This window comes from Pseudomonas sp. S37, from assembly GCF_016658545.1.
Lineage (GTDB): Bacteria > Pseudomonadota > Gammaproteobacteria > Pseudomonadales > Pseudomonadaceae > Aquipseudomonas.
Window position 1 is genome coordinate 15,087 of sequence record NZ_JACVZC010000020.1, and the last position, 17,744, is coordinate 32,830.

Consider the following 17,744-nt stretch of genomic DNA (forward strand, 5'->3'; position numbering starts at 1 on the left):
TGATGCACGCAATTGATAGGTCACAGAGGCTCAATCAGGGTTAACCACCCCCCATAGCGCGCAATACGAATCGGCATGGTCTCTTCCAGGGCTGCCAACGTGCGTTCACTGTCATCCAGCGGGAATACGCCCTGTACGCGCAAATGGCGCACCTGCGGGCTGACGCGGATCAGGCCGGAGCGATACGGGCGCAGGGCATCGACCACCGCAGCCAGGGGCTCGTCCAACACGCTGAGGCGCCCCTCCAGCCAGTCGGCACGGTAGCCCTGGCCTGCTGCCAGCAATTCGATATGCCCGCTATGCAGTAACGCCGCCTGCCCTTGCGCCAGGTCCAGTACGGCACCACTGAACAAAGAGGTGCGCACGGCATGCTCCAGCACCACCACCCGGGTGGCGTCCACCAGTTGCTCGACCAGAAACCGTGTACCCAAGGCACGGGCATCCCCCTGTTCGCTGCGCACGATGAATGGCCGTGCCGGGTCCGCCGCCACCTGCACCACCAGCCCTCCCCTGTACAGGCGCAGCAAGCGACGCCCGCCGGTGAAATCAAGGTCGACCGCACTGCCAGCATTCAGGGTCAATCGGCTGCCATCAGCCAGCCTCAGGCTACGGCGTTCGCCTGTGCCGGTGCGCAGGTCGGCGGTCAGCGCCCGGCCACTGTCGCTGCGTGCGGCAAACCACAGGCCGGAGCCCAGCATGCCCAGCCCGGCCAGCCCCCGCAGCACATCGCGGCGGCCGACTTCCGGCTGCAGCAATGTATCGCGCAACGCAGCCGGTGCCCGCCGCACAACTTCGTAATGGTTGCCCAGGCCACGCTGCATCTGCTCCCAGGCAAGGGCGTTGGCCGGGTCCTGCGCCAGCCACTGTTGAAACTGCGCCTGCTGCCTGGCAGCGTCACGCCCGGAGCGCAGCCGCACCATCCAGGCAATAGCCTGTTCGGCAGCCGGCCCCAGCACGTTGCGGCTCATGGCAGCGCCCCGCTCAGGTAGCACTGGCGCAAGGCCTGGGTCATGTAGCGGCCCACGGTGCGTTCAGACACCGCCAGGCGCCGGCCGATTTCTGCGTAGTTCAGGCCATCAAGCTGGCTCATGAGAAAGGCCTTCTTCACCACCAGCGGCAGGCCGGCCAGGCTGCGGTCAACAGCGTGCAAGGCCTCCAGCAGCAAGTGGGTATCTTCTGGCGAAGGGGCCAGCGCTTCGGGGAGCAGCAACAGGCGTTCCAGATAGGCCTGTTCCAGGCGCCGACGGCGGTGACGATCGAAGATCAGCCGGCGAGCGATGGTGGCCAGGTAGGCACGCGGCTGTTCGATGGTCGTTGGGTCGACCCGCGCGGTGAGCAGTTGGCAGAACGTCTCGGCCGCCGTGTCTTCGGCATCCGGGCGGTTGCTCAACTGCCGCTGCACGTGCTGCAGCAACCAGCGGTGGTGATCGCTGAAAAACAAACCCAGCTTGCTGGTGTCGGATACGGGCACGGGAAGACCGGAAGTTAATGAGAACTTGTCGCATCTTATAGGTAGGGGACGGGAAGCGCTATAGTCGGCGTAACCTGCAACCGGGCTGATCATTTCAAGGAGGATGCGCTTCTTGAGTGTTTTGCGGCCAACTCTATGAACTTTCCGGTGGAATGCGCGGCGGTGGGTGACGGCCGCGTAGAAGATTCGAGATCGTCGGGGCTGCTTTTCTGCATCTAAGCTGTGACTCAGCACCCTCCCCGCTGGAGCCCGCAGCATGCCAGAATCGCCCCGCTTCGACTGGCAACGCTGGTTGCCCGGCCTGGTCACCCTGCTCCACTATAAGCCCGCCTGGCTGGCCAAGGACATCGCCGCCGGCCTGGTGCTCACCACCATGCTGATACCGGTCGGCATTGCCTACGCCGAGGCCTCCGGGGTACCGGGAATCTACGGCCTGTACGCCACCATCATTCCGCTGTTGGCCTATGCCCTGTTCGGCCCCAGCCGCATCCTGGTGCTGGGCCCAGACTCGGCGCTGGCCGCGCCGATCCTGGCGGTGGTAGTGCAATACGCTGCCAGCGACCCGCAACGCGCGATTGCCGTTGCAAGCCTGATGGCCCTGGTGGCGGGGGCTTTTTGCGTGATCGCCGGGCTGCTGCGCCTGGGCTTTATCACCGAGTTGCTGTCCAAGCCCATCCGCTATGGCTACATGAACGGCATCGCCCTTACGGTACTGATCAGCCAGTTGCCCAAATTGTTCGGCATCAAGGTCGACAGCGAGGGGCCGTTGCGCGACATCTGGCACCTGGGCCAGGCGCTGTTCGCCGGCCAAGGGCACTGGCCAAGCTTTGTCGTCGGCGCCGCTAGCCTGGTGCTGATCCTGTTGCTCAAACCATTCAAGCGCATACCGGGCATCCTGATCGCGGTGGTGCTGGCGACGCTGGCCGTGAGCCTGTTCAACCTCGACCAGATGGGCGTCAAAGTACTTGGCCAATTGCCCGAGGGACTGCCCACTTTCGTCTTCCCCTGGGTCACCGACATCGATCTGGTCGAAGTAGTATTGGGCGGGATCGCCGTGGCACTGGTGTCGTTCGCCGATACCAGTGTGCTGTCACGCTCCTATGCCGCACGCCTGAAAATGCCGGTCAATCCCAACCAGGAAATGTTCGGCCTGGGCGTGGCCAACCTGGCTTCGGGCCTGTTCCAGGGCATCCCGATCAGCAGTAGCTCTTCACGTACACCGGTTGCCGAGGCGGCAGGTTCGAAAACCCAGCTTACCGGCATCATTGGTGCGCTGGCGGTCACCCTCTTGCTCCTGGTGGCGCCCAACCTGATGCAGCACCTGCCCAACAGTGCCCTGGCGGCGGTGGTGATTGCTGCGGCGCTGGGCTTGTTCGAATTTGCCGACCTCAAGCGCATCTTCCGCATGCAGCAGTGGGAGTTCTGGCTGTCGTTTACCTGCTTCGTGGGTGTGGCGGTGTTCGGCGCGATCCCCGGCATCTGTATTGCCGTGACAGTGTCGGTGATCGAGTTCCTGTGGGACGGCTGGCGGCCGCACCACGCGGTGCTCGGCCGCGCCGACGGGCTGCGGGGTTACCATGATGTGCAACGTTATCCACAGGCCCGACGTATTCCGGGGCTGGTGCTGCTGCGTTGGGATGCCCCGTTGTTCTTTGCCAATGCCGAGCAGTTCCAGAGCACGGTGATGGCTGCAGTGGACGCATCGCCGACCCCGGTGCAACGGCTGGTGATTGCTGCCGAGCCGGTGACCAGTATCGATATCACTTCGGCGGACATGCTGGCCGAGCTGGACCGGGCGCTGGAAGCGCGCGGGGTGGAGCTGCAGTTTGCCGAGATGAAAGACCCGGTGAAGGACAAGATGCGCCGGTTCGAGTTGTTTGAGCATATGGGCGAGAAGGCGTTTCACCCTACAGTGGGGGCGGCGGTGGATGCTTATCTGGAAGAGAGTGGGGTTGACTGGCAGCCTTAGGTTTCCTGTGCTGGCCTCTTCGCGGGTAAACCCGCTCCCACAAATACACCACAGCTCTCAAAGCATGTGCAGAACCTGTGGGAGCGGGTTTACCCGCGAAGTAGCACACGCCGTATCCGAAGACGGTCCATCCAGATCAGCATGGCGCTGGCATACACCGACACGGCCAGGAACAACGCCATGCGCACGGCAAACGCCTTGTACACATCCTGCCCGCCGGCACTGTCCTGCACCGACTGCCCCAGCAGGATCAGCATGGTGGTCAGGCAGCTGACCCAGTACGCCGGGCTCTGCCGGTTCGCCACCGCCTGATACAGCCGCCGCGCCTGCCAGAGCGTAAACAACAGCACCCACAAAAAGAACATCCACAGGTGCACGAACAGGCTCAGCGCCCCCCACAGCAGAATCGCCAACCCCCCGGCCAGCAAGGTCGAGCCGATCAGCTCGCGGCTGGCGTGCCGTGCGCGGGTCTCGCCGGCCTGCTGCCCCACACTCACGGCCTTCATGATCAGCGGCATGTACTGGTCCGGGGCAATCAGCGCCAGCAGAAAGGCCGGCATCACGATCAGCGTGGCACGCAGTGCCACCCAACTGACATGCTCGCTGTCCAGCAGCGGCGGCACCGCCTGCGCGGGAGCGTCGGCAGGCTCGGGAAACAACACATGTGCCACTGCCGTACCCAGCACCGCCAGCAACATGCCTTTAGCCAGCGCTTCAACCACCGACAGCGCCAGGGTGAAGTTGCTGGTACCGGCAGCGGCGATCATGGTCAGGCCGATCACCAGCAAGTTGGCCAGCAGGCCATTACCGCCCCTCTGCGCGTAACGCAGTGTCAGGAAAACCCCCACGCCCACCAATAAAACGCCACTCACCGGGGCATGCCGTAGCAACGGAATCAGCAGTAACCCGCTACCGCAGGCGAGCAGCACCAGTACCGCCAGGGCCGGGGCCGCACGCAGCGGCAAGGGCTGGCTGCGCATGGCCAGCAACAGCACGGCAAACACCGGTGCCAGGATCGGCACCGGCAGGCCGATGCCGAAGCTCACCGCCAGGCACAGCGCCACGCCCCAGGCCAGGCGCAGGGCGCGTAGCCGGCGCAGCTCAATAGGCATACGACAACCAGCTCATCAGCCACATGAACATACGGCCCAGCAAGTTTAATGGATTGCCTTCGCTGGGCAGGGCCATGACTTCGGCCTGGCCGCCGACCCGTAACCCGGACTTGTCTGTTAGCTGGTCGCGGTCAAGCTCGACGATAACCGGGAAGCGCTGCGCCGAGCGCAGCCAGTCGCGGCTGTTCTGCACGGTCGGCAAGCTGCCCGGAGGCGCCGGCTGGCCGATGCTCACGCCATAGCCGATGCTGCGCACCTGCCCTTTCAGCACCGTGCCAGGCACGGCATCGAGCACCACCAGCACCGGGGCGCCGGGGCGTAGGCGGCCGAGGTTGTTCTCGGTCATGTCGGCGCTTATCCACACGTCATGGATCGCGATCAACGTCATCATCGGGCTGCCGGCACCCACGTAGTGACCGACATCGGTGCGCAAGTCGGTGATCAACCCATTGGCATCGGCCCGCACTACGGTGCGGGCCAGGTCCAGGCGGGCCTTTTCCACGTTGGCGGCGGCGCTGCGCAGCTGTGCGTTGTCGGCTTCGGCCCCGCCCTGTTGCTCACGCGCCCGCTCGACTTCGGCGCGGGCCGCCGCCACCTGGCTGATGGCCTGGTCACGGGTGGCCTGGGCACCTTCCAGGCGGCGTACCGACACCGTGCCAGGGTCTTCATCGATCAGGCGCTTGAGCCGCTCGGCGTCCTGGCGGGCCTTGCGCTCGTTGGCCTGGGCCGCCACCAGTGCCGCCTGGGCTGAGTCGATGCCGGCAGTGCTGGCGCCGATCTGCCGGCGCACGGTATCCAGGTCAGCTTCGGCGCGGGCCAGAGCGATGCGGTACTGCGCCTGGTCGAGCTCGAACAGCACATCGCCCTGGCGCACTTCCTGGTTGTTGCCCACCGCCACGCGCTTGATCTGCCCGGCCACCTCGGCAGCCACCGGCACCACGTAGGCTTGCAGCCGGGCCTGCTGGGTGTAGGGCGTAAAGCGGTCAGCCAGCAGGTACCAGACCAGGCTGACAATGATCAGTATCAGCACCCAGCGCATGCCGCGGTCTGGGGCTGGCGGCGCGTCTGCGGGGTCGCTCATTTCGGCTCACCTTGTTCAGGGTCGACAGCGGCCGGCTCGTCGAGCAGGTCGCCCCAGTCGGTACGGTTTTGCATCTGCTGGCGGGTAGCGCGGTCGATCGGCTGGCGCGTGTTGTCCCAACCGCCCCCCAGCGCCTTGTACAGGCTCACCAGGCTGCTCACGGCATTGCCACGGCTGACCAGATAACCATCCTGTTGCTGCAACAGCAGTTGCTGGGCGTCGAGCACGCGCTGGAAGTCGGCAAAGCCTTCCTGGTACTGCGAACTGGCCAGGTTCAGCGAGCGTTGTGCGGCCTGCGAGGCCTGGTCGCGAATGGTTGCACTTTGCAGTGAACGCACCAGGCCACTGGCCGCGTCGTCGGCTTCACGGGCAGCTTCGCGCACGCTCTGGTGATACAACTCGATCAGTTGCTGCAGGCGCGCGTCTTCGATCCGCACCGCGTTCTTGCGCCGCCCATAGTCGAACGGGTTCCAGATCAGGCTCGGGCCTGCCGCCAGGTCGAAGGTGTTGGGCAGATGATTGGCCGAGAGCAAGGTCCAGCCGATACTGCCGAGCAGGCTCAGTTGTGGATAAAGCTCGGCCTCCGCCACACCCACCAGCGCCGACTGTGCTGCCACGGCCTGCTCTGCCGCGCGGATGTCCGGGCGCCGCTGCAGCAGGCGGGCAGGCACGTCCTGCAATATGGCACGGTCCGGCAGCGGCAACTGGCCGCGGCGGGCGTCCAGTTGCGGCAGCGGCCCCGGCGGCCGGCCGAGCAGCGAGCACAACACATTGCGCAGGGTGTTGAGCTGGTTCTCGAACTCAGGAATCGTGGCCAGGGTGGCCAGGTACTGGGTACGCGCCTGTTGCCAGTCCAGTTCGTCGTTTTCACCATGGCGGAACAGCCGCTCGGTAATCTCCAGGCTGCGGGCCTGGCGCTTGGCGTTTTCCTGTGCAATATCCAGCCGCGCCTCTGCAGTGCGCAGGGCGAAGTAAGTGTCAGCCACCTGCGCACGCAACAGCAGCATGGCGTCGGCGTAGTTGGCCTGGGAGGCGAAATAGGCAGCATCAGCGCTTTCGATGGCACGACTGAAACGGCCCCAGAAGTCGATTTCCCAACCAATGTCGAAACCGATGCTGGACTGCCAGAACACCGAGTCGCGGGCAGTGGCGGTACCCGACTGGTCCTGCTTCAGGTACAGGCTCTGCGCACGCAACTGCTGCAATTGTGGATAACGCCCGGTCTTCACGATGGCCAACTGGGCGCGGGCTTCAGCAATACGCAGGCCCGCCACGCGCAGGTTGGTGTTGTTGGCATCGCCCTCGGTAATCAGCGCGTCCAGTGTCGGGTCGGCAAACACCGCCCACCACTGGCGCAGGTCCGGTACCGCGGCGCGGCGATCGGCCTGCTCGAGCAACGGCGTGCTCCAGTTGCTCAGCCACGGGGCCTGAGGCTTCTCGAAGTCCGGGCCGACCGGGGTGCAGGCGGTCAGCACCATCAGCAGCCCCAGGCCATAGCAGCGGTTGGCCATGGCGGCCCTGGCTCAGGCAGCGGGTGGTGCCGGTTGCTCCGGCACCTGCAGGGCAACCCATTGCCAGAACAACACGTAGGTCACACCGAGAATCACCGGGCCGATGAACAGGCCGATGATACCTTTGACCACCATGCCGCCCAGCGCCCCGATCAGTACCACCGGCATCGGCACATCCACCCCGCGCCCCAGCAGCAGCGGCTTGAGCACATTGTCGGCCAGCCCGGCAACGAAGGTATAAATGGCAAACACGATGGTCGCCACGGTGAAGCCTTCAACGTTGAACACATAGATGATCACCGGCACCGTGACCAAAGTCGCAGGCGCCTGGGCGATCCCCAGCATGAGGATGACGATGGCCAGCATCCCGGCGCCTGGCACCCCTTTGATGACGAAGCCGACACCGATCAGCAGCATCTGGATGAAAGCGATACCGATCACCCCTTGGGCCACTGCGCGAATGGTGGCGGTGCACAGCTTGGCCAGTGGCTTGCCGCGCTCCTCGCCGGACACGCGTATGGCGATGCGCTGGGCCGAAATTTCGCCGTGTTTGCCGAACGCCATGATAATGCCCGAGACGATGATCGCCGCAATGAACAGCAAAAACGCGCCACCGGCGCTGGCCGCGGCGCCGAGTACCGTCCGCCCTGCCTCCTTGAGCTGCGGCATCCACTGGTTGAGGACCTGGGCCATGTTTTCCGAGGCCAAGAGCCACAGTGCATGCACCTTGGCGCCGATCAGCGGCCAGGTCGCCACCGACTCAGGCGGCGCCGGCACGCTCCAGGCGCCGCTCTTGAGCAGCGTCACCAGGCTGTCCACCGATTCGCCGATGGACATCACCACCAGATAGATCGGCACCAGCAGCACCACCAACACGATCAACACCACCAGTGTTGCCGCATAGCCATCCTTGAGCCCGGTGCCGCGCTGGATCCGCCGATGCAGCGGGTACAGCGTCACCGCCAGAATCACCGCCCACAGCATCAATTCCAGGAACGGCTGAAATACCTGAAAGGAGAACACCACCAGGGCAGCCACGAGGCCCGCCTTGATCAGCACGTCGAGCAAGCCCCGCGACAGGGCGCTGTCCAGCTTGAAACTCGGCTGCATGTTTCACCTCCGCACGCTCAGTGCGCCCGCAAGGCGCGATTCAGTGACCGGTCTCAGGGCTGGCCTGCGCCGGGCGGTCGTCCCGCAACTGCCGCGCCAGGGCCATCATCACCAGCGGCACCACCGCCATTGACAAGGTGATGGCCAGTACCAGCAGGCCGAAGGCGGTGGACGACAAGGCCAGCCCCAGGCCCAGCACGATGGCTGCCGCCTTTGACTGGGCAAACAGGAAGTACGCCAACAGCCCCAGCACCAGCGCCGTCAGCCCCACCTGCAACGTGCCAACGCCAAACAATGCCCGGCGCATGGTCCACAGGCGCCGTGGCGAAAGCTCCAGGCCAATGACGAACAGCAGCATCACCACGCCCATCTCCGACAGGTGCGCGACGTTGTCCGGGTTGTTGAGCAGGCCGAACACCGACGGGCCGATCAGGATACCGGCCAACAGGTAACCGGGCACCGCACCCATTTTCAGACGCTGCGCCAGCGGTACCAGAAGCACCACGGCCAACAGGAACACCACCGTCGCCTGCAACAGGCTGCCGTCATGTGGCATAGGCTCGCACCCTCGCTGCTCCCCGCAGGGGGGATCAGAAACGCTCTTCAACCATCTTGAACGGGTAGGCCACCGCCTTGTACTTGCCGATCTTGCCGCGCTTGGGCAGCTTGACGACCTGCTCGCGGGTGATGTCCTTGTAGGGAATGCGCGTGAGCATATGGCTGATGATGTTCAGCCGGGCGCGGCGCTTGTCGTTGGAGTGGGCCATGAACCACGGCGCCCAGGATGAGTCGGAAGCCGCGAACATGTCGTCGCGGGCACGGGTGTAGTCGTCCCAGCGGGTGTACGACTTGAGGTCCATCGGCGACAGTTTCCACAGTTTGCGGCCATCGCTGATGCGGTCCTGCAGGCGACGGGTCTGCTCTTCGGCGCTGACTTCCAGCCAGTACTTGATAAGGATGATCCCCGACTCGACCATCATCTTTTCAAACAGCGGCACCACGGTCAGGAACTTGTTGGCCTGCTCTTCACTGCAAAAGCCCATTACCCGTTCGACGCCGGCGCGGTTGTACCAGCTGCGGTCGAAGATCACCACTTCGCCAGCGGCCGGCAGGTGGCGCAGGTAACGTTGCACGTACATCTGGGTTTTTTCCCGCTCGGTGGGTGCCGGCAGCGCCACCACGCGAAACACCCGTGGGCTGACACGCTCGGTAATGGCCTTGATGGTGCCGCCTTTGCCGGCGCCATCGCGGCCCTCGAAGACGATGCACACCTTCAGGCCCTTGGCCACCACCCACTCCTGCAGTTTTACCAGCTCCACATGCAGGTGCTTGAGCTCTTTTTCGTAGGCCTTGCCGCCCAGTTTTTCTTGCGGGTCCTGGCTGGGTTTCTTCCTGGGCGATTTGGGCATGGCACTCTCCTGGAGGCGAATGAAGAGTCAGTATGGTCGATCCATGGCGGATTGCCGCTTCGCTTGTTGATTGAAGCGGGGGCTGCCACGCAGCCCCCGCACGTGCTATTTGGCCAACTTGTTGTAGCTGGTCATGAGGTTGCGGTAGTCCGGGATGTGATTGGAGAACAGGGTCCCCAGCCCTTCGATGTCATTGCGCCAGTCACGGTGCAGTTCACAGGCCACGCCGAACCAGGTCATCAGCTGCGCCCCGGCCGCCTCCATGCGCCGCCAGGCCGAGTCACGGGTCAGTTCGTTGAAGGTACCGGAGGCGTCGGTGACGACGAATACCTCAAAGCCCTCTTCCAGCGCCGACAGCGCCGGGAAGGCCACGCAGACCTCGGTTACAACGCCGGCGATCAGCAGCTGCTTCTTGCCGGTAGCCTTTACCGCCTTGACGAAGTCTTCGTTGTCCCAGGCATTGATGTTGCCGGGGCGGGCGATGTAAGGGGCGTCGGGGAACTGCTCTTTCAACTCCGGCACCAGCGGGCCGTTGGGGCCGGTCTCGAAACTGGTGGTGAGGATGGTCGGCAGCTTGAAGTACTTGGCCAGGTCGGACAGGGCCAGCACGTTGTTCTTGAAGCGGTCGGGGTCGATGTCCCTTACCAGCGAGAGCAGGCCGGTCTGGTGGTCGACCAGCAGTACCGCAGCGTTGTTCTTGTCCAGACGCTTGTATTGGAAGGCCATGACGGATCTCCTTGCTTTAGCGGGTTGGGAGTATCAGCGTAGGCAAGGATGCAGTGATCGAGAGGCCGCCGGTCGGGTTTGGCGGCGGCCTTTGTAGGAGCGGCCTTGTGTCGCGATGGGGCGCGTAGCGGCCCCACGATTTCAGCTGCGCAGCAAAAATCGCCGGGGCCGCTTAGCGGCCCGATCGCGACACAAGGCCGCTCCTACACGGGCCATGTCAACATGAAGAGTCAGTACTCTTGCCGCTTGCGAAACGCCCAGCGCCCCACCAGCACGGTGAAGGTCGCCACCAGCGCCACCAGCACCCAGAAACCATGGGGGTTTTCCGCCAGGGGCACCCCGCCGACGTTCATGCCGAAGAAGCCGGCGATGATGTTGATCGGCAGCGCCAACACGGTTACCACGGTCAGGGTGAACAGGGTGCGGTTGGTCTGCTCGTTGAGCTTGGCGGCAATTTCTTCCTGCAGCAGTTTGATCCGCTCACCCAAGGCGGTGAGGTCGCTGATCACCAAGGTGAATTCTTCGGTAGCCGCACGCAGCTGGCAGATGTCCTGCTCCTGCAGCCACTCCGGCGGCCGGTTGAGCAGGCGCAGCAGCGCGCCCGGTTCCAGCGCCAGCAGGCGCTGCAGGCGCACCAGCACACGGCGCATGCTGCCCAGTTCGGCACGGTTGTCGCTCAGGCGCTGGGACAGCAACTGGTCTTCGATGCGGTCAACGCTGGTGGTGGTTTCGCGCACGATCTGGGTCAGCACATCGCCTTGGTCGCGCAGCAGGTGTACCAGCAGTTCGATAGACGAGTGGAAGCGCTCGCCATGCTTGACCGACGAGCGCAGCTTGTCCACCGAATGCAGTGGTTGCAGGCGCGCGCTCACCAGCAACTGGCTGCTGGCACAGGCCCACAAGGTGGAGATGTCCGAAGACACCAGGCCGAAGTTGAACACCACATCGTTGACCACCGCCAGCAGTGCCGAATCGGCGTGCTCGATGCGGGTCGAGCGGGAGCCCTCGCGCAGGGTTTCGAAGAAGGCGTCGGGCAATTGCAGGTGGGTGCGCAGCCAGCGCTCGCAGGCAGCGTGGGCCAGGTTCAGGTGCACCCACAGGAACTCGCCGGGTTCCAGCGGCTGGCCGAGCTTGTGCAGCAACTGCGCCGAGTCGATTTCGCGCCCGGGCTGGCCGGGGCGGAAGGAAAAGGCGTAGAGCAGGCCGAACAGGTCGTGGTCCTGTGGCAGGTGCAGCGCGGGATGGCCCATTCGAACTCGCAATGAGGCACGGGGAGATGGCAGAAATGTTGCTGAATATTCGTTGCAGGCAGATGACAGCGTGTCTCGTGATCACGACTGACGCGCTGCCTGTAGGAGCGGCCTTGTGTCGCGATCGGGCCGCAGAGCGGCCCCAGCAATATTTGCGGCTTAGCTGAGATCCCGGGGCCGCTCTGCGGCCCGATCGCGACACAAGGCCGCTCCTACAAAAGGCAGCACGGCCTGTGAGCTGGAGCATTACCAGCGATAGGTGGCCGTACCCAGCACCGTGCGCCCGTTGCCATAGATGCAGCGGGTAGCGTCATAACAACCGGCCACATACTCCTTGTCGGCCAGGTTGCTGGCATTGACCGCAAAGCGCCACGGCCCGGTTTCATAGTGCACGGTCGCGTCCAGCAAGGTATACGCCGGTACATTCAGCGAATTGTCTGGCGCCCCCGGATTACGCCCGGTGTAGCGTACCCCGGCGCCGAAGCCCAGGCCCTTGAGCCAACCGTCGTGCAGGGTGTAGTCAGCCCATAGCGAGGCCAGGTTGCGCGGGGTCGGGATGCTGATCGGCGTCTTGCCATCGCTCTCGTCGTTGGCCTTGGTCACCTTCACATCCTGATAGGTGTAGGTGGCAATCAGGTTCAGTTCGTTGCTCAGGCTGGCCACCCCTTCCAGCTCGATGCCGCGCGAGCGCACCTGGCCGGTCTGCACCTTGTCGTTGGGGTTACCCGGTGCGGTGGTCAGCACGTTGTTCTGGGTAATCTCGAACACGGCAGCAGTGACCGAACTGTTCGAACCCGGCGGCTGGTACTTGATACCCGCTTCATACTGCTTGGCTTCGGTGGGCTCGAACGGCTGGTTGTTGGCATCGGTGCCCGGGTTCGGCGTGAAACCTTCGCTGTAGCTCAGGTACGGCGCCAGGCCGTTATCGGCCAGGTACACCAGGCCAACCCGACCGCTGAACGCCTCGTCACGGGTTTGTATTTCGGGGTCGGAACCGGCAGCGGTCCAGTTGCGGGTTTCCGATACCGCCCGGTCATAGCGGCCGCCAAGGGTGACCACCCAGTGCTCGTCGAAGCGCAACTGGTCTTGCAGGTACAGGCCGGTCTGACGGCTGGTCTGGTGGCTGTAGCTCCAGGTGTCCGGGGTGAACTGGCTGGGGTCAACCGGGCCATAATCAGTGCCGCCATACAGGTCGACGGGGGTAGTCAGGATGTAGGCCTGCGGGTCGGAGGTCTGCTGGCGCTGCCAGTCCACCCCGATCAGCAGGGTATGGCGGATGGTCCCGGTGCTGAAGTCGGCCTGGGCCTGGTTATCCACAGCCCAGCGGCTGTACTTGGGGTTCTCGATGCCCGCGTAGCGCAGCAACGTGCGCTCGTCACCGCCCTCCATCCCGTAGTAGCCAGTGGTACCGACGCCGAAGACCATGTTGTCGTTCAGGTCCAGGTGCGAGTAGCGAAGGTTCTGGCGCAGTTGCCAGACGTCGTTCAGGCGGGTTTCGAACTCGTAGCCAAGGCTGTACTGGGTCTTCTCGTACTTGGAAAAGTGCTTGTCGCCAGTAAAGGTATCGCGACCGATCTTGCCGTAGGGCGAGTGAGACAGCGTACCAACTGCCGGCAGGAAGTTGTCCTGGGCATTGGTGTCGTCAGCCAGGTAATTGCCCATTACCGTCAGCCGTGTGTCTTCGGAAGGCTGCCAGGTCAGTGCGGCAGACAGCGCCTGGCGCTTGTCTTCCCAAGGGGTATCGCGAATGTTGGCCTCGTGGCCGATGGCGGTGACACGGTAGCTCCAGACACCTTCGTCATCCAGTGCGCCGGTGCTGTCGAAGCCCAGTTGGCGGCGCGCATCGGTGCCGTACTGAACCTGGATTTCGTGGCTGCTGACGGTGCTCGGGCGTTTGGACACCTGGTTGATCACCCCGCCCGGGTCGCCCTGGCCATACAACACGCCGGCCGGGCCACGCAGCACTTCGACGCGTTCGAGCATGTAGGGGTCGACCATCCAGCTGGCCAGGTTGATCGTGGTCGGCAATTGCAGGCCGTCCAGGTAAGTGGTTGGCGAAAAGCCGCGCACCACCGTGTACCAGTCGGAGCGGTTGTTGGCGCCATAGGAGGATACGCCCGGGGTATAGCGCAGGGCCTCGTTGACCGACTGCACGCCCTGGGCCTCCATACGCTCACGGGTTACCACCGAGATCGACTGAGGGGTCTCGTGGATGGGTGTATCGGTCTTGGTCGCGGTGACACTGCGCTTGGCCACGTAACTGCCCACCGGCCCCAGCGGGCTCTCTTCGCCCACGGCGGAAATGGTCTGGGCCTGGAGGGTGACCGTACCCTCGGCGCCAGCACGTACCAGGCGCCAACTGCCATCACTGCTGGCTTCGGCGGCCAGGTTGGTGTTGCCGAGCAAAATGGCGAAACCGGCGTCGACCGGATAATCGCCCGACAGGCCAAGGCTGCTCAGGCCACGCGTAAGTGCCGGGTCGAAGCTCAGCAGCACGCCCGCCTGGCGGGCATAGGCATTGAGGGCACCCTCCAGGCTGCCTGCCGGCACTTCGAAGTGATGGTTTGGCGCGGCCAGCGCCAGGCTGCCCAACGGCAGGCTGACACTCAGGCCCAGCAGGGCGATACGCAGGGCGCGGGCAAGCGGGGTGTGCGGGGACAACGCCATGGGGGTTCCTTGTGGTCATGAGCGGAATTGCAAGGAGGCCGAGCCACGGCGAAAAAACTGCAAAAGAATTTGAAAATATTCTTCACGGAGGGGGTCGAGGTACACATCGCCTGTAGGAGCGGCCTTGTGTCGCGATCGGGCCGCAGGGCGGCCCCAGCATTATCTGCGGCGTAGCTGGAATCCAGGGGCCGCTCTGCGGCCCGATCGCGACACAAGGCCGCTCCTACAAAAGGCAGCACAAGCGGGTCAAGCTGGTGCAGGCTCCAGGGTCACAAACCAGCGGGTAAGGTACCGCGCCCGTACGGGCAAGCTACGGCCCAAGGCCGCCAACGCCCGGTCTGGCTCGTCCACCGGGAACACCCCGGAGATCAGCAAATCCGCCACTGCCGGGTCACAGCGCAACACCCCTGGCCGATAACGCCCAAGCTCGCCACACAGCCGCGCCAATGGCCACTGCCGGACCACCAGGTACCCTTCGCGCCAGGCCAGAGCATCGCGGTCCAGCGGCTGCGATGCGAACACTGCCTGCCTGTCGAAGCGCGCCTGCTCACCGGCATGGATTACGGCGGTGGCATGTGACAAGGCACTTGGACTCACCGCAACAGCCCCCTCCTCTACAGCCAGCAACACACTGTCTTCGGTTACGCGCACAGAGAAGCCGGTACCCAGAGCCTGCAGGCGGCCCATGGGGGTGTCGACCCAGAACGGCCGCTCCGTACCCTGCTTGCCGGTCTGGATCATGACCTCCCCGGCCAGCAGCCGTATCCGCCGTTGCTGGCTGTCGAAAGTCAGGTCCAGGGCCGAACCACTGTTCATCTGCAGCCAGCCCCCGTCAGGCAGTTGCAGGCGGCGGCGTTCGCCAGTGGCTGTCCGCTGTTCGGCCAGCCAGGGCGTGCCGCGCAGCCCCAAGCCGGTACCACCGGCCAGCGCTGTGCCACCCAGTAGCAGTACCAGCCCCTTGAGCACCGTGCGCCGGTCGCGATAACGCAGGGCCTGGCTGGCCCGCGGTGGCGGCATGGCTCCCAGACGGCCGTCAAATACTGCCAGGCGTTGCCAGGCCTGTTCATGGCTGGGGTGCAATCCGCGCCAGTGCTGGCATGCCTCCAGGTCTTCGACCGGTGCCAACCCCGAGGCCAGGCGCACACGCCAGTCGATGGCCTGCGCCACCACCTGCGCAGTGGGTTCCGCCGCGCTCACGAATACAGCACCCGGTAGCAGTGGCCGAATGCCTGAGTCATGTATTGCTGCACCGAACTGAGCGAGATGCCCAATTGTTCGGCAATCTGTGGATAAGTCAGGCCGTCGAGTTGTGACAGCAAGAACGCACTACGCACCTTGGGCTTCAGCCCGTCGAGCATACGGTCGATTTCGACCAGGGTTTCCAGCACCATCACCCGCGTTTCTGCTGATGGCGCTTCAGCTTCCGGCAACGCGGCCAGGCTGTCGAGCCAGGCCCGTTCCAGGCTCAGGCGCCGGTAGTGGTCCACCACCAGGCCCTTGGCGATGGTAGCCAGAAATGCGCGGGGCTCGCGCAGGCCATTGAGGGTGTCACGCCCCAGCAGGCGCAGAAACGTGTCCTGGGCCAGGTCGGCAGCCTGGTGCTGGCATTCCAGGCGTTTGAACAGCCAACCACGCAGCCACGAGTGATGGCCACGGTAAAGCTCGCCGACTTGAGCGTTGTGGGGCAGCGACGACACGGAGTACCTCGAGGACAGGGTTACGCGAGGGTGTTAATGCGAAGCAGTATTATTTAGAAGCTAAGGCTTTTCAATATACCGACAGGGCTGGAGCAGACAAATGGCATACCGGATTACGTTCGCTTGGCAACCCGTCGGTATTGCTGCCTGGGGCTGCGCGGTGATGCTGGGTCCGTCATCTCGACCAGTCCTGCGGCCAAAGCGGGGTTCAGATAACTCTTGCGGAAAGTGGCACGGTGCAAGAGGCCCAGCTGGTGCATAAGCTCACTTGTCTTCAATGCAACGCCCACTGGCAACACCTTCAACAGGCTTGCTACTTGGTCGGTTACTTGGTCGGTTACTTGGTCGCTCTCTTTGGCCTCGATCAACGCTCGCAGCAATGCTTCGAGCATGTACTCTACGAACGGAGTTGCTTCAGCAGCCTGGTCAGCCGCAGCCAACGCGGCATAATAAGCATCCTGCTGCTCACGGATAACGGTTTCCACAGGCAGATAGGCCAATACCGGGCGCCACTGGCTAAGCAGCAGGGTCTGCCATAGCCGCCCCATACGTCCATTGCCATCAGCAAACGGGTGGATGAACTCAAACTCATAGTGAAATACACAACTGCTGATCAGCGGGTGCCAATCGTTGTTGGCAAGCCAATGCAGTAAATCCTGCACCAGCGTCGCCACCCGGCTGGCAGGTGGCGCCATATGCAAGAGCCGTGAGCCCCGATAGATACCCACACCACCCCGTCGGTAGTGACCTGAGTCATCAATCAGCCCCTGCATCAGCATGCCGTGGGCAGAGAGCAGATCGCTCTGGGATTCAGCACACCAGGATGGCATCGCATCGTAGGTCGCGAATGCGTTACGCACCTCCCGAATCTCGCGCGGCAGGCCCAAAACCCGCTTGCCATCCAGCAATGCAGTTACCTGCTCGACGCTGAGCGTGTTGTTTTCTATCGCGAGCGATGCCTGAATGGTGCGAATGCGGTTGCCTCGGCGCAACTGCGGTGTCATCGCAGCATCGCGATGGGCCGTCAACAATCCCACTTGCTCACTGATTTCGGCAACCAGAGCCAGAATGCGGGGTGTCACCGTCAACGGTGGTTGATAGATGCTCATTGCCTGTGGTCCGCGGGAATCAGCCGTCACCTTAATTCACGGATCGTGAGAGGGTAAAGGGAGCGAGAACATCACTTCACAAATTCCTGAACTGATTATTTGCTACCAGCGATTTTTCCCCTCGCCCAGCGCCACCAGAATCGCTTCACCACAATCACAAAAACCGTGAGGCCACTCCTGTGGACCAGACACTCCAGGTTCGGCAAGCCGCCGCCGACCTCGTTGCCGCGTTCGCCAGCAACGACACCGCCCGCTATTTCGCCTGCTTCAGCGAAGACGCCACCTTCCTTTTCCACACCTTGCCGCAACCGCTGTTGTCACGCCATGCCTATGAAGAAATCTGGGCCCAATGGCAGACCGAGGGCTTTGCCGTGCTCGCCTGCGAGTCGGGAAATGCTCAGGTGAGCCTGCAAGGTGACGTCGCGATCTTCATGCACGATGTGGCCACACACATCCGCATCGCCGGTGAAGAACACCAGCTGAGCGAACGCGAGACCATCGTCTTCCGTCGCCAAGGCGACCGGTGGCTGGCTTGCCACGAGCACTTGTCGGTCGTCTCGCCGGCCTGATCATCTTTTTTCGCGGCCCTGCCGCCCTGCCAACGCACCCACAAGAAGGCCCGCGCACCGCGC

15 protein-coding genes and 1 pseudogene are annotated in these 17,744 nt (G+C 63.7%); 2 read left to right on the forward strand and 14 right to left on the reverse strand.

The window, feature by feature from the left end:
• Window positions 1-20: 20 nt before the first annotated feature.
• Entirely contained in the window at window positions 21-968 is a 948-nt protein-coding gene (locus IAE39_RS09595) for a FecR domain-containing protein (protein WP_201201650.1), read from the reverse strand.
• Window positions 965-1,471 carry a sigma-70 family RNA polymerase sigma factor gene (locus IAE39_RS09600; RefSeq protein ID WP_201201652.1) on the reverse strand — a complete coding sequence of 169 codons (507 nt, stop codon included), beginning with the start codon at window positions 1,469-1,471 and terminating at the stop codon, window positions 965-967. The genes IAE39_RS09595 and IAE39_RS09600 overlap by 4 nt, the downstream gene beginning before the upstream one ends.
• Before the next feature lie 256 nt (window positions 1,472-1,727).
• Between IAE39_RS09600 and IAE39_RS09605 the strand changes: the two genes are divergently transcribed.
• Window positions 1,728-3,440, forward strand: a complete 1,713-nt coding sequence (locus IAE39_RS09605) for a SulP family inorganic anion transporter (RefSeq protein ID WP_201201655.1) — start codon at window positions 1,728-1,730, stop codon at window positions 3,438-3,440.
• Between the two features lie 89 nt (window positions 3,441-3,529).
• On the opposite strand, the gene IAE39_RS09610 is transcribed toward IAE39_RS09605, so the two are convergent.
• The 12 genes and pseudogenes from IAE39_RS09610 to IAE39_RS09665 all read right to left on the reverse strand — a co-directional run bounded on the left by IAE39_RS09610 (window position 3,530) and on the right by IAE39_RS09665 (window position 17,112).
• Window positions 3,530-4,552: a DUF2955 domain-containing protein gene (locus tag IAE39_RS09610; protein WP_201201658.1), complete on the reverse strand. Its 1,023-nt coding sequence runs from the start codon at window positions 4,550-4,552 to the stop codon at window positions 3,530-3,532.
• Window positions 4,542-5,633 carry an HlyD family secretion protein gene (locus IAE39_RS09615; RefSeq protein WP_201201660.1) on the reverse strand — a complete coding sequence of 364 codons (1,092 nt, stop codon included), beginning with the start codon at window positions 5,631-5,633 and terminating at the stop codon, window positions 4,542-4,544. The genes IAE39_RS09610 and IAE39_RS09615 overlap by 11 nt, the downstream gene beginning before the upstream one ends.
• Entirely contained in the window at window positions 5,630-7,144 is a 1,515-nt protein-coding gene (locus tag IAE39_RS09620; RefSeq protein ID WP_201201662.1) for an efflux transporter outer membrane subunit, read from the reverse strand. The genes IAE39_RS09615 and IAE39_RS09620 overlap by 4 nt, the downstream gene beginning before the upstream one ends.
• 12 nt (window positions 7,145-7,156) lie before the next feature.
• A complete protein-coding gene (locus IAE39_RS09625; RefSeq protein ID WP_201201664.1) occupies window positions 7,157-8,254 on the reverse strand; it encodes an AI-2E family transporter in 1,098 nt (365 codons plus the stop codon).
• 142 nt (window positions 8,255-8,396) lie between these two features.
• Window positions 8,397-8,810: pseudogene (locus IAE39_RS09630) on the reverse strand (cation:proton antiporter domain-containing protein); the annotation flags it as partial.
• A gap of 34 nt (window positions 8,811-8,844) precedes the next feature.
• Window positions 8,845-9,663 carry a polyphosphate kinase 2 gene (gene ppk2, locus IAE39_RS09635; protein ID WP_201201666.1) on the reverse strand — a complete coding sequence of 273 codons (819 nt, stop codon included), beginning with the start codon at window positions 9,661-9,663 and terminating at the stop codon, window positions 8,845-8,847.
• A 105-nt stretch (window positions 9,664-9,768) separates the two neighbouring features.
• On the reverse strand, window positions 9,769-10,389 hold the full coding sequence (ycaC, locus tag IAE39_RS09640; protein ID WP_010951959.1) for an isochorismate family cysteine hydrolase YcaC: 621 nt from the start codon (window positions 10,387-10,389) through the stop codon (window positions 9,769-9,771).
• 230 nt (window positions 10,390-10,619) lie between these two features.
• Window positions 10,620-11,639, reverse strand: a complete 1,020-nt coding sequence (locus IAE39_RS09645) for a transporter (RefSeq protein ID WP_201201667.1) — start codon at window positions 11,637-11,639, stop codon at window positions 10,620-10,622.
• Between the two features lie 246 nt (window positions 11,640-11,885).
• Complete coding sequence (locus tag IAE39_RS09650; protein WP_201201668.1) at window positions 11,886-14,306, reverse strand: TonB-dependent siderophore receptor; 2,421 nt, start codon at window positions 14,304-14,306, stop codon at window positions 11,886-11,888.
• Window positions 14,307-14,552: 246 nt separating this feature from the next.
• A complete protein-coding gene (locus tag IAE39_RS09655; protein ID WP_201201669.1) occupies window positions 14,553-15,503 on the reverse strand; it encodes a FecR domain-containing protein in 951 nt (316 codons plus the stop codon).
• On the reverse strand, window positions 15,500-16,003 hold the full coding sequence (locus IAE39_RS09660; RefSeq protein ID WP_201201670.1) for a sigma-70 family RNA polymerase sigma factor: 504 nt from the start codon (window positions 16,001-16,003) through the stop codon (window positions 15,500-15,502). The genes IAE39_RS09655 and IAE39_RS09660 overlap by 4 nt, the downstream gene beginning before the upstream one ends.
• A gap of 113 nt (window positions 16,004-16,116) precedes the next feature.
• Window positions 16,117-17,112, reverse strand: coding sequence for a Fic family protein (locus IAE39_RS09665; RefSeq protein WP_201201671.1), 996 nt, complete (start codon window positions 17,110-17,112; stop codon window positions 16,117-16,119).
• Window positions 17,113-17,291: 179 nt separating this feature from the next.
• On the opposite strand from IAE39_RS09665, the gene IAE39_RS09670 reads away from it, so the two are divergent.
• A complete protein-coding gene (locus tag IAE39_RS09670) occupies window positions 17,292-17,681 on the forward strand; it encodes a YybH family protein (RefSeq protein WP_201201673.1) in 390 nt (129 codons plus the stop codon).
• Window positions 17,682-17,744: the final 63 nt, after the last annotated feature.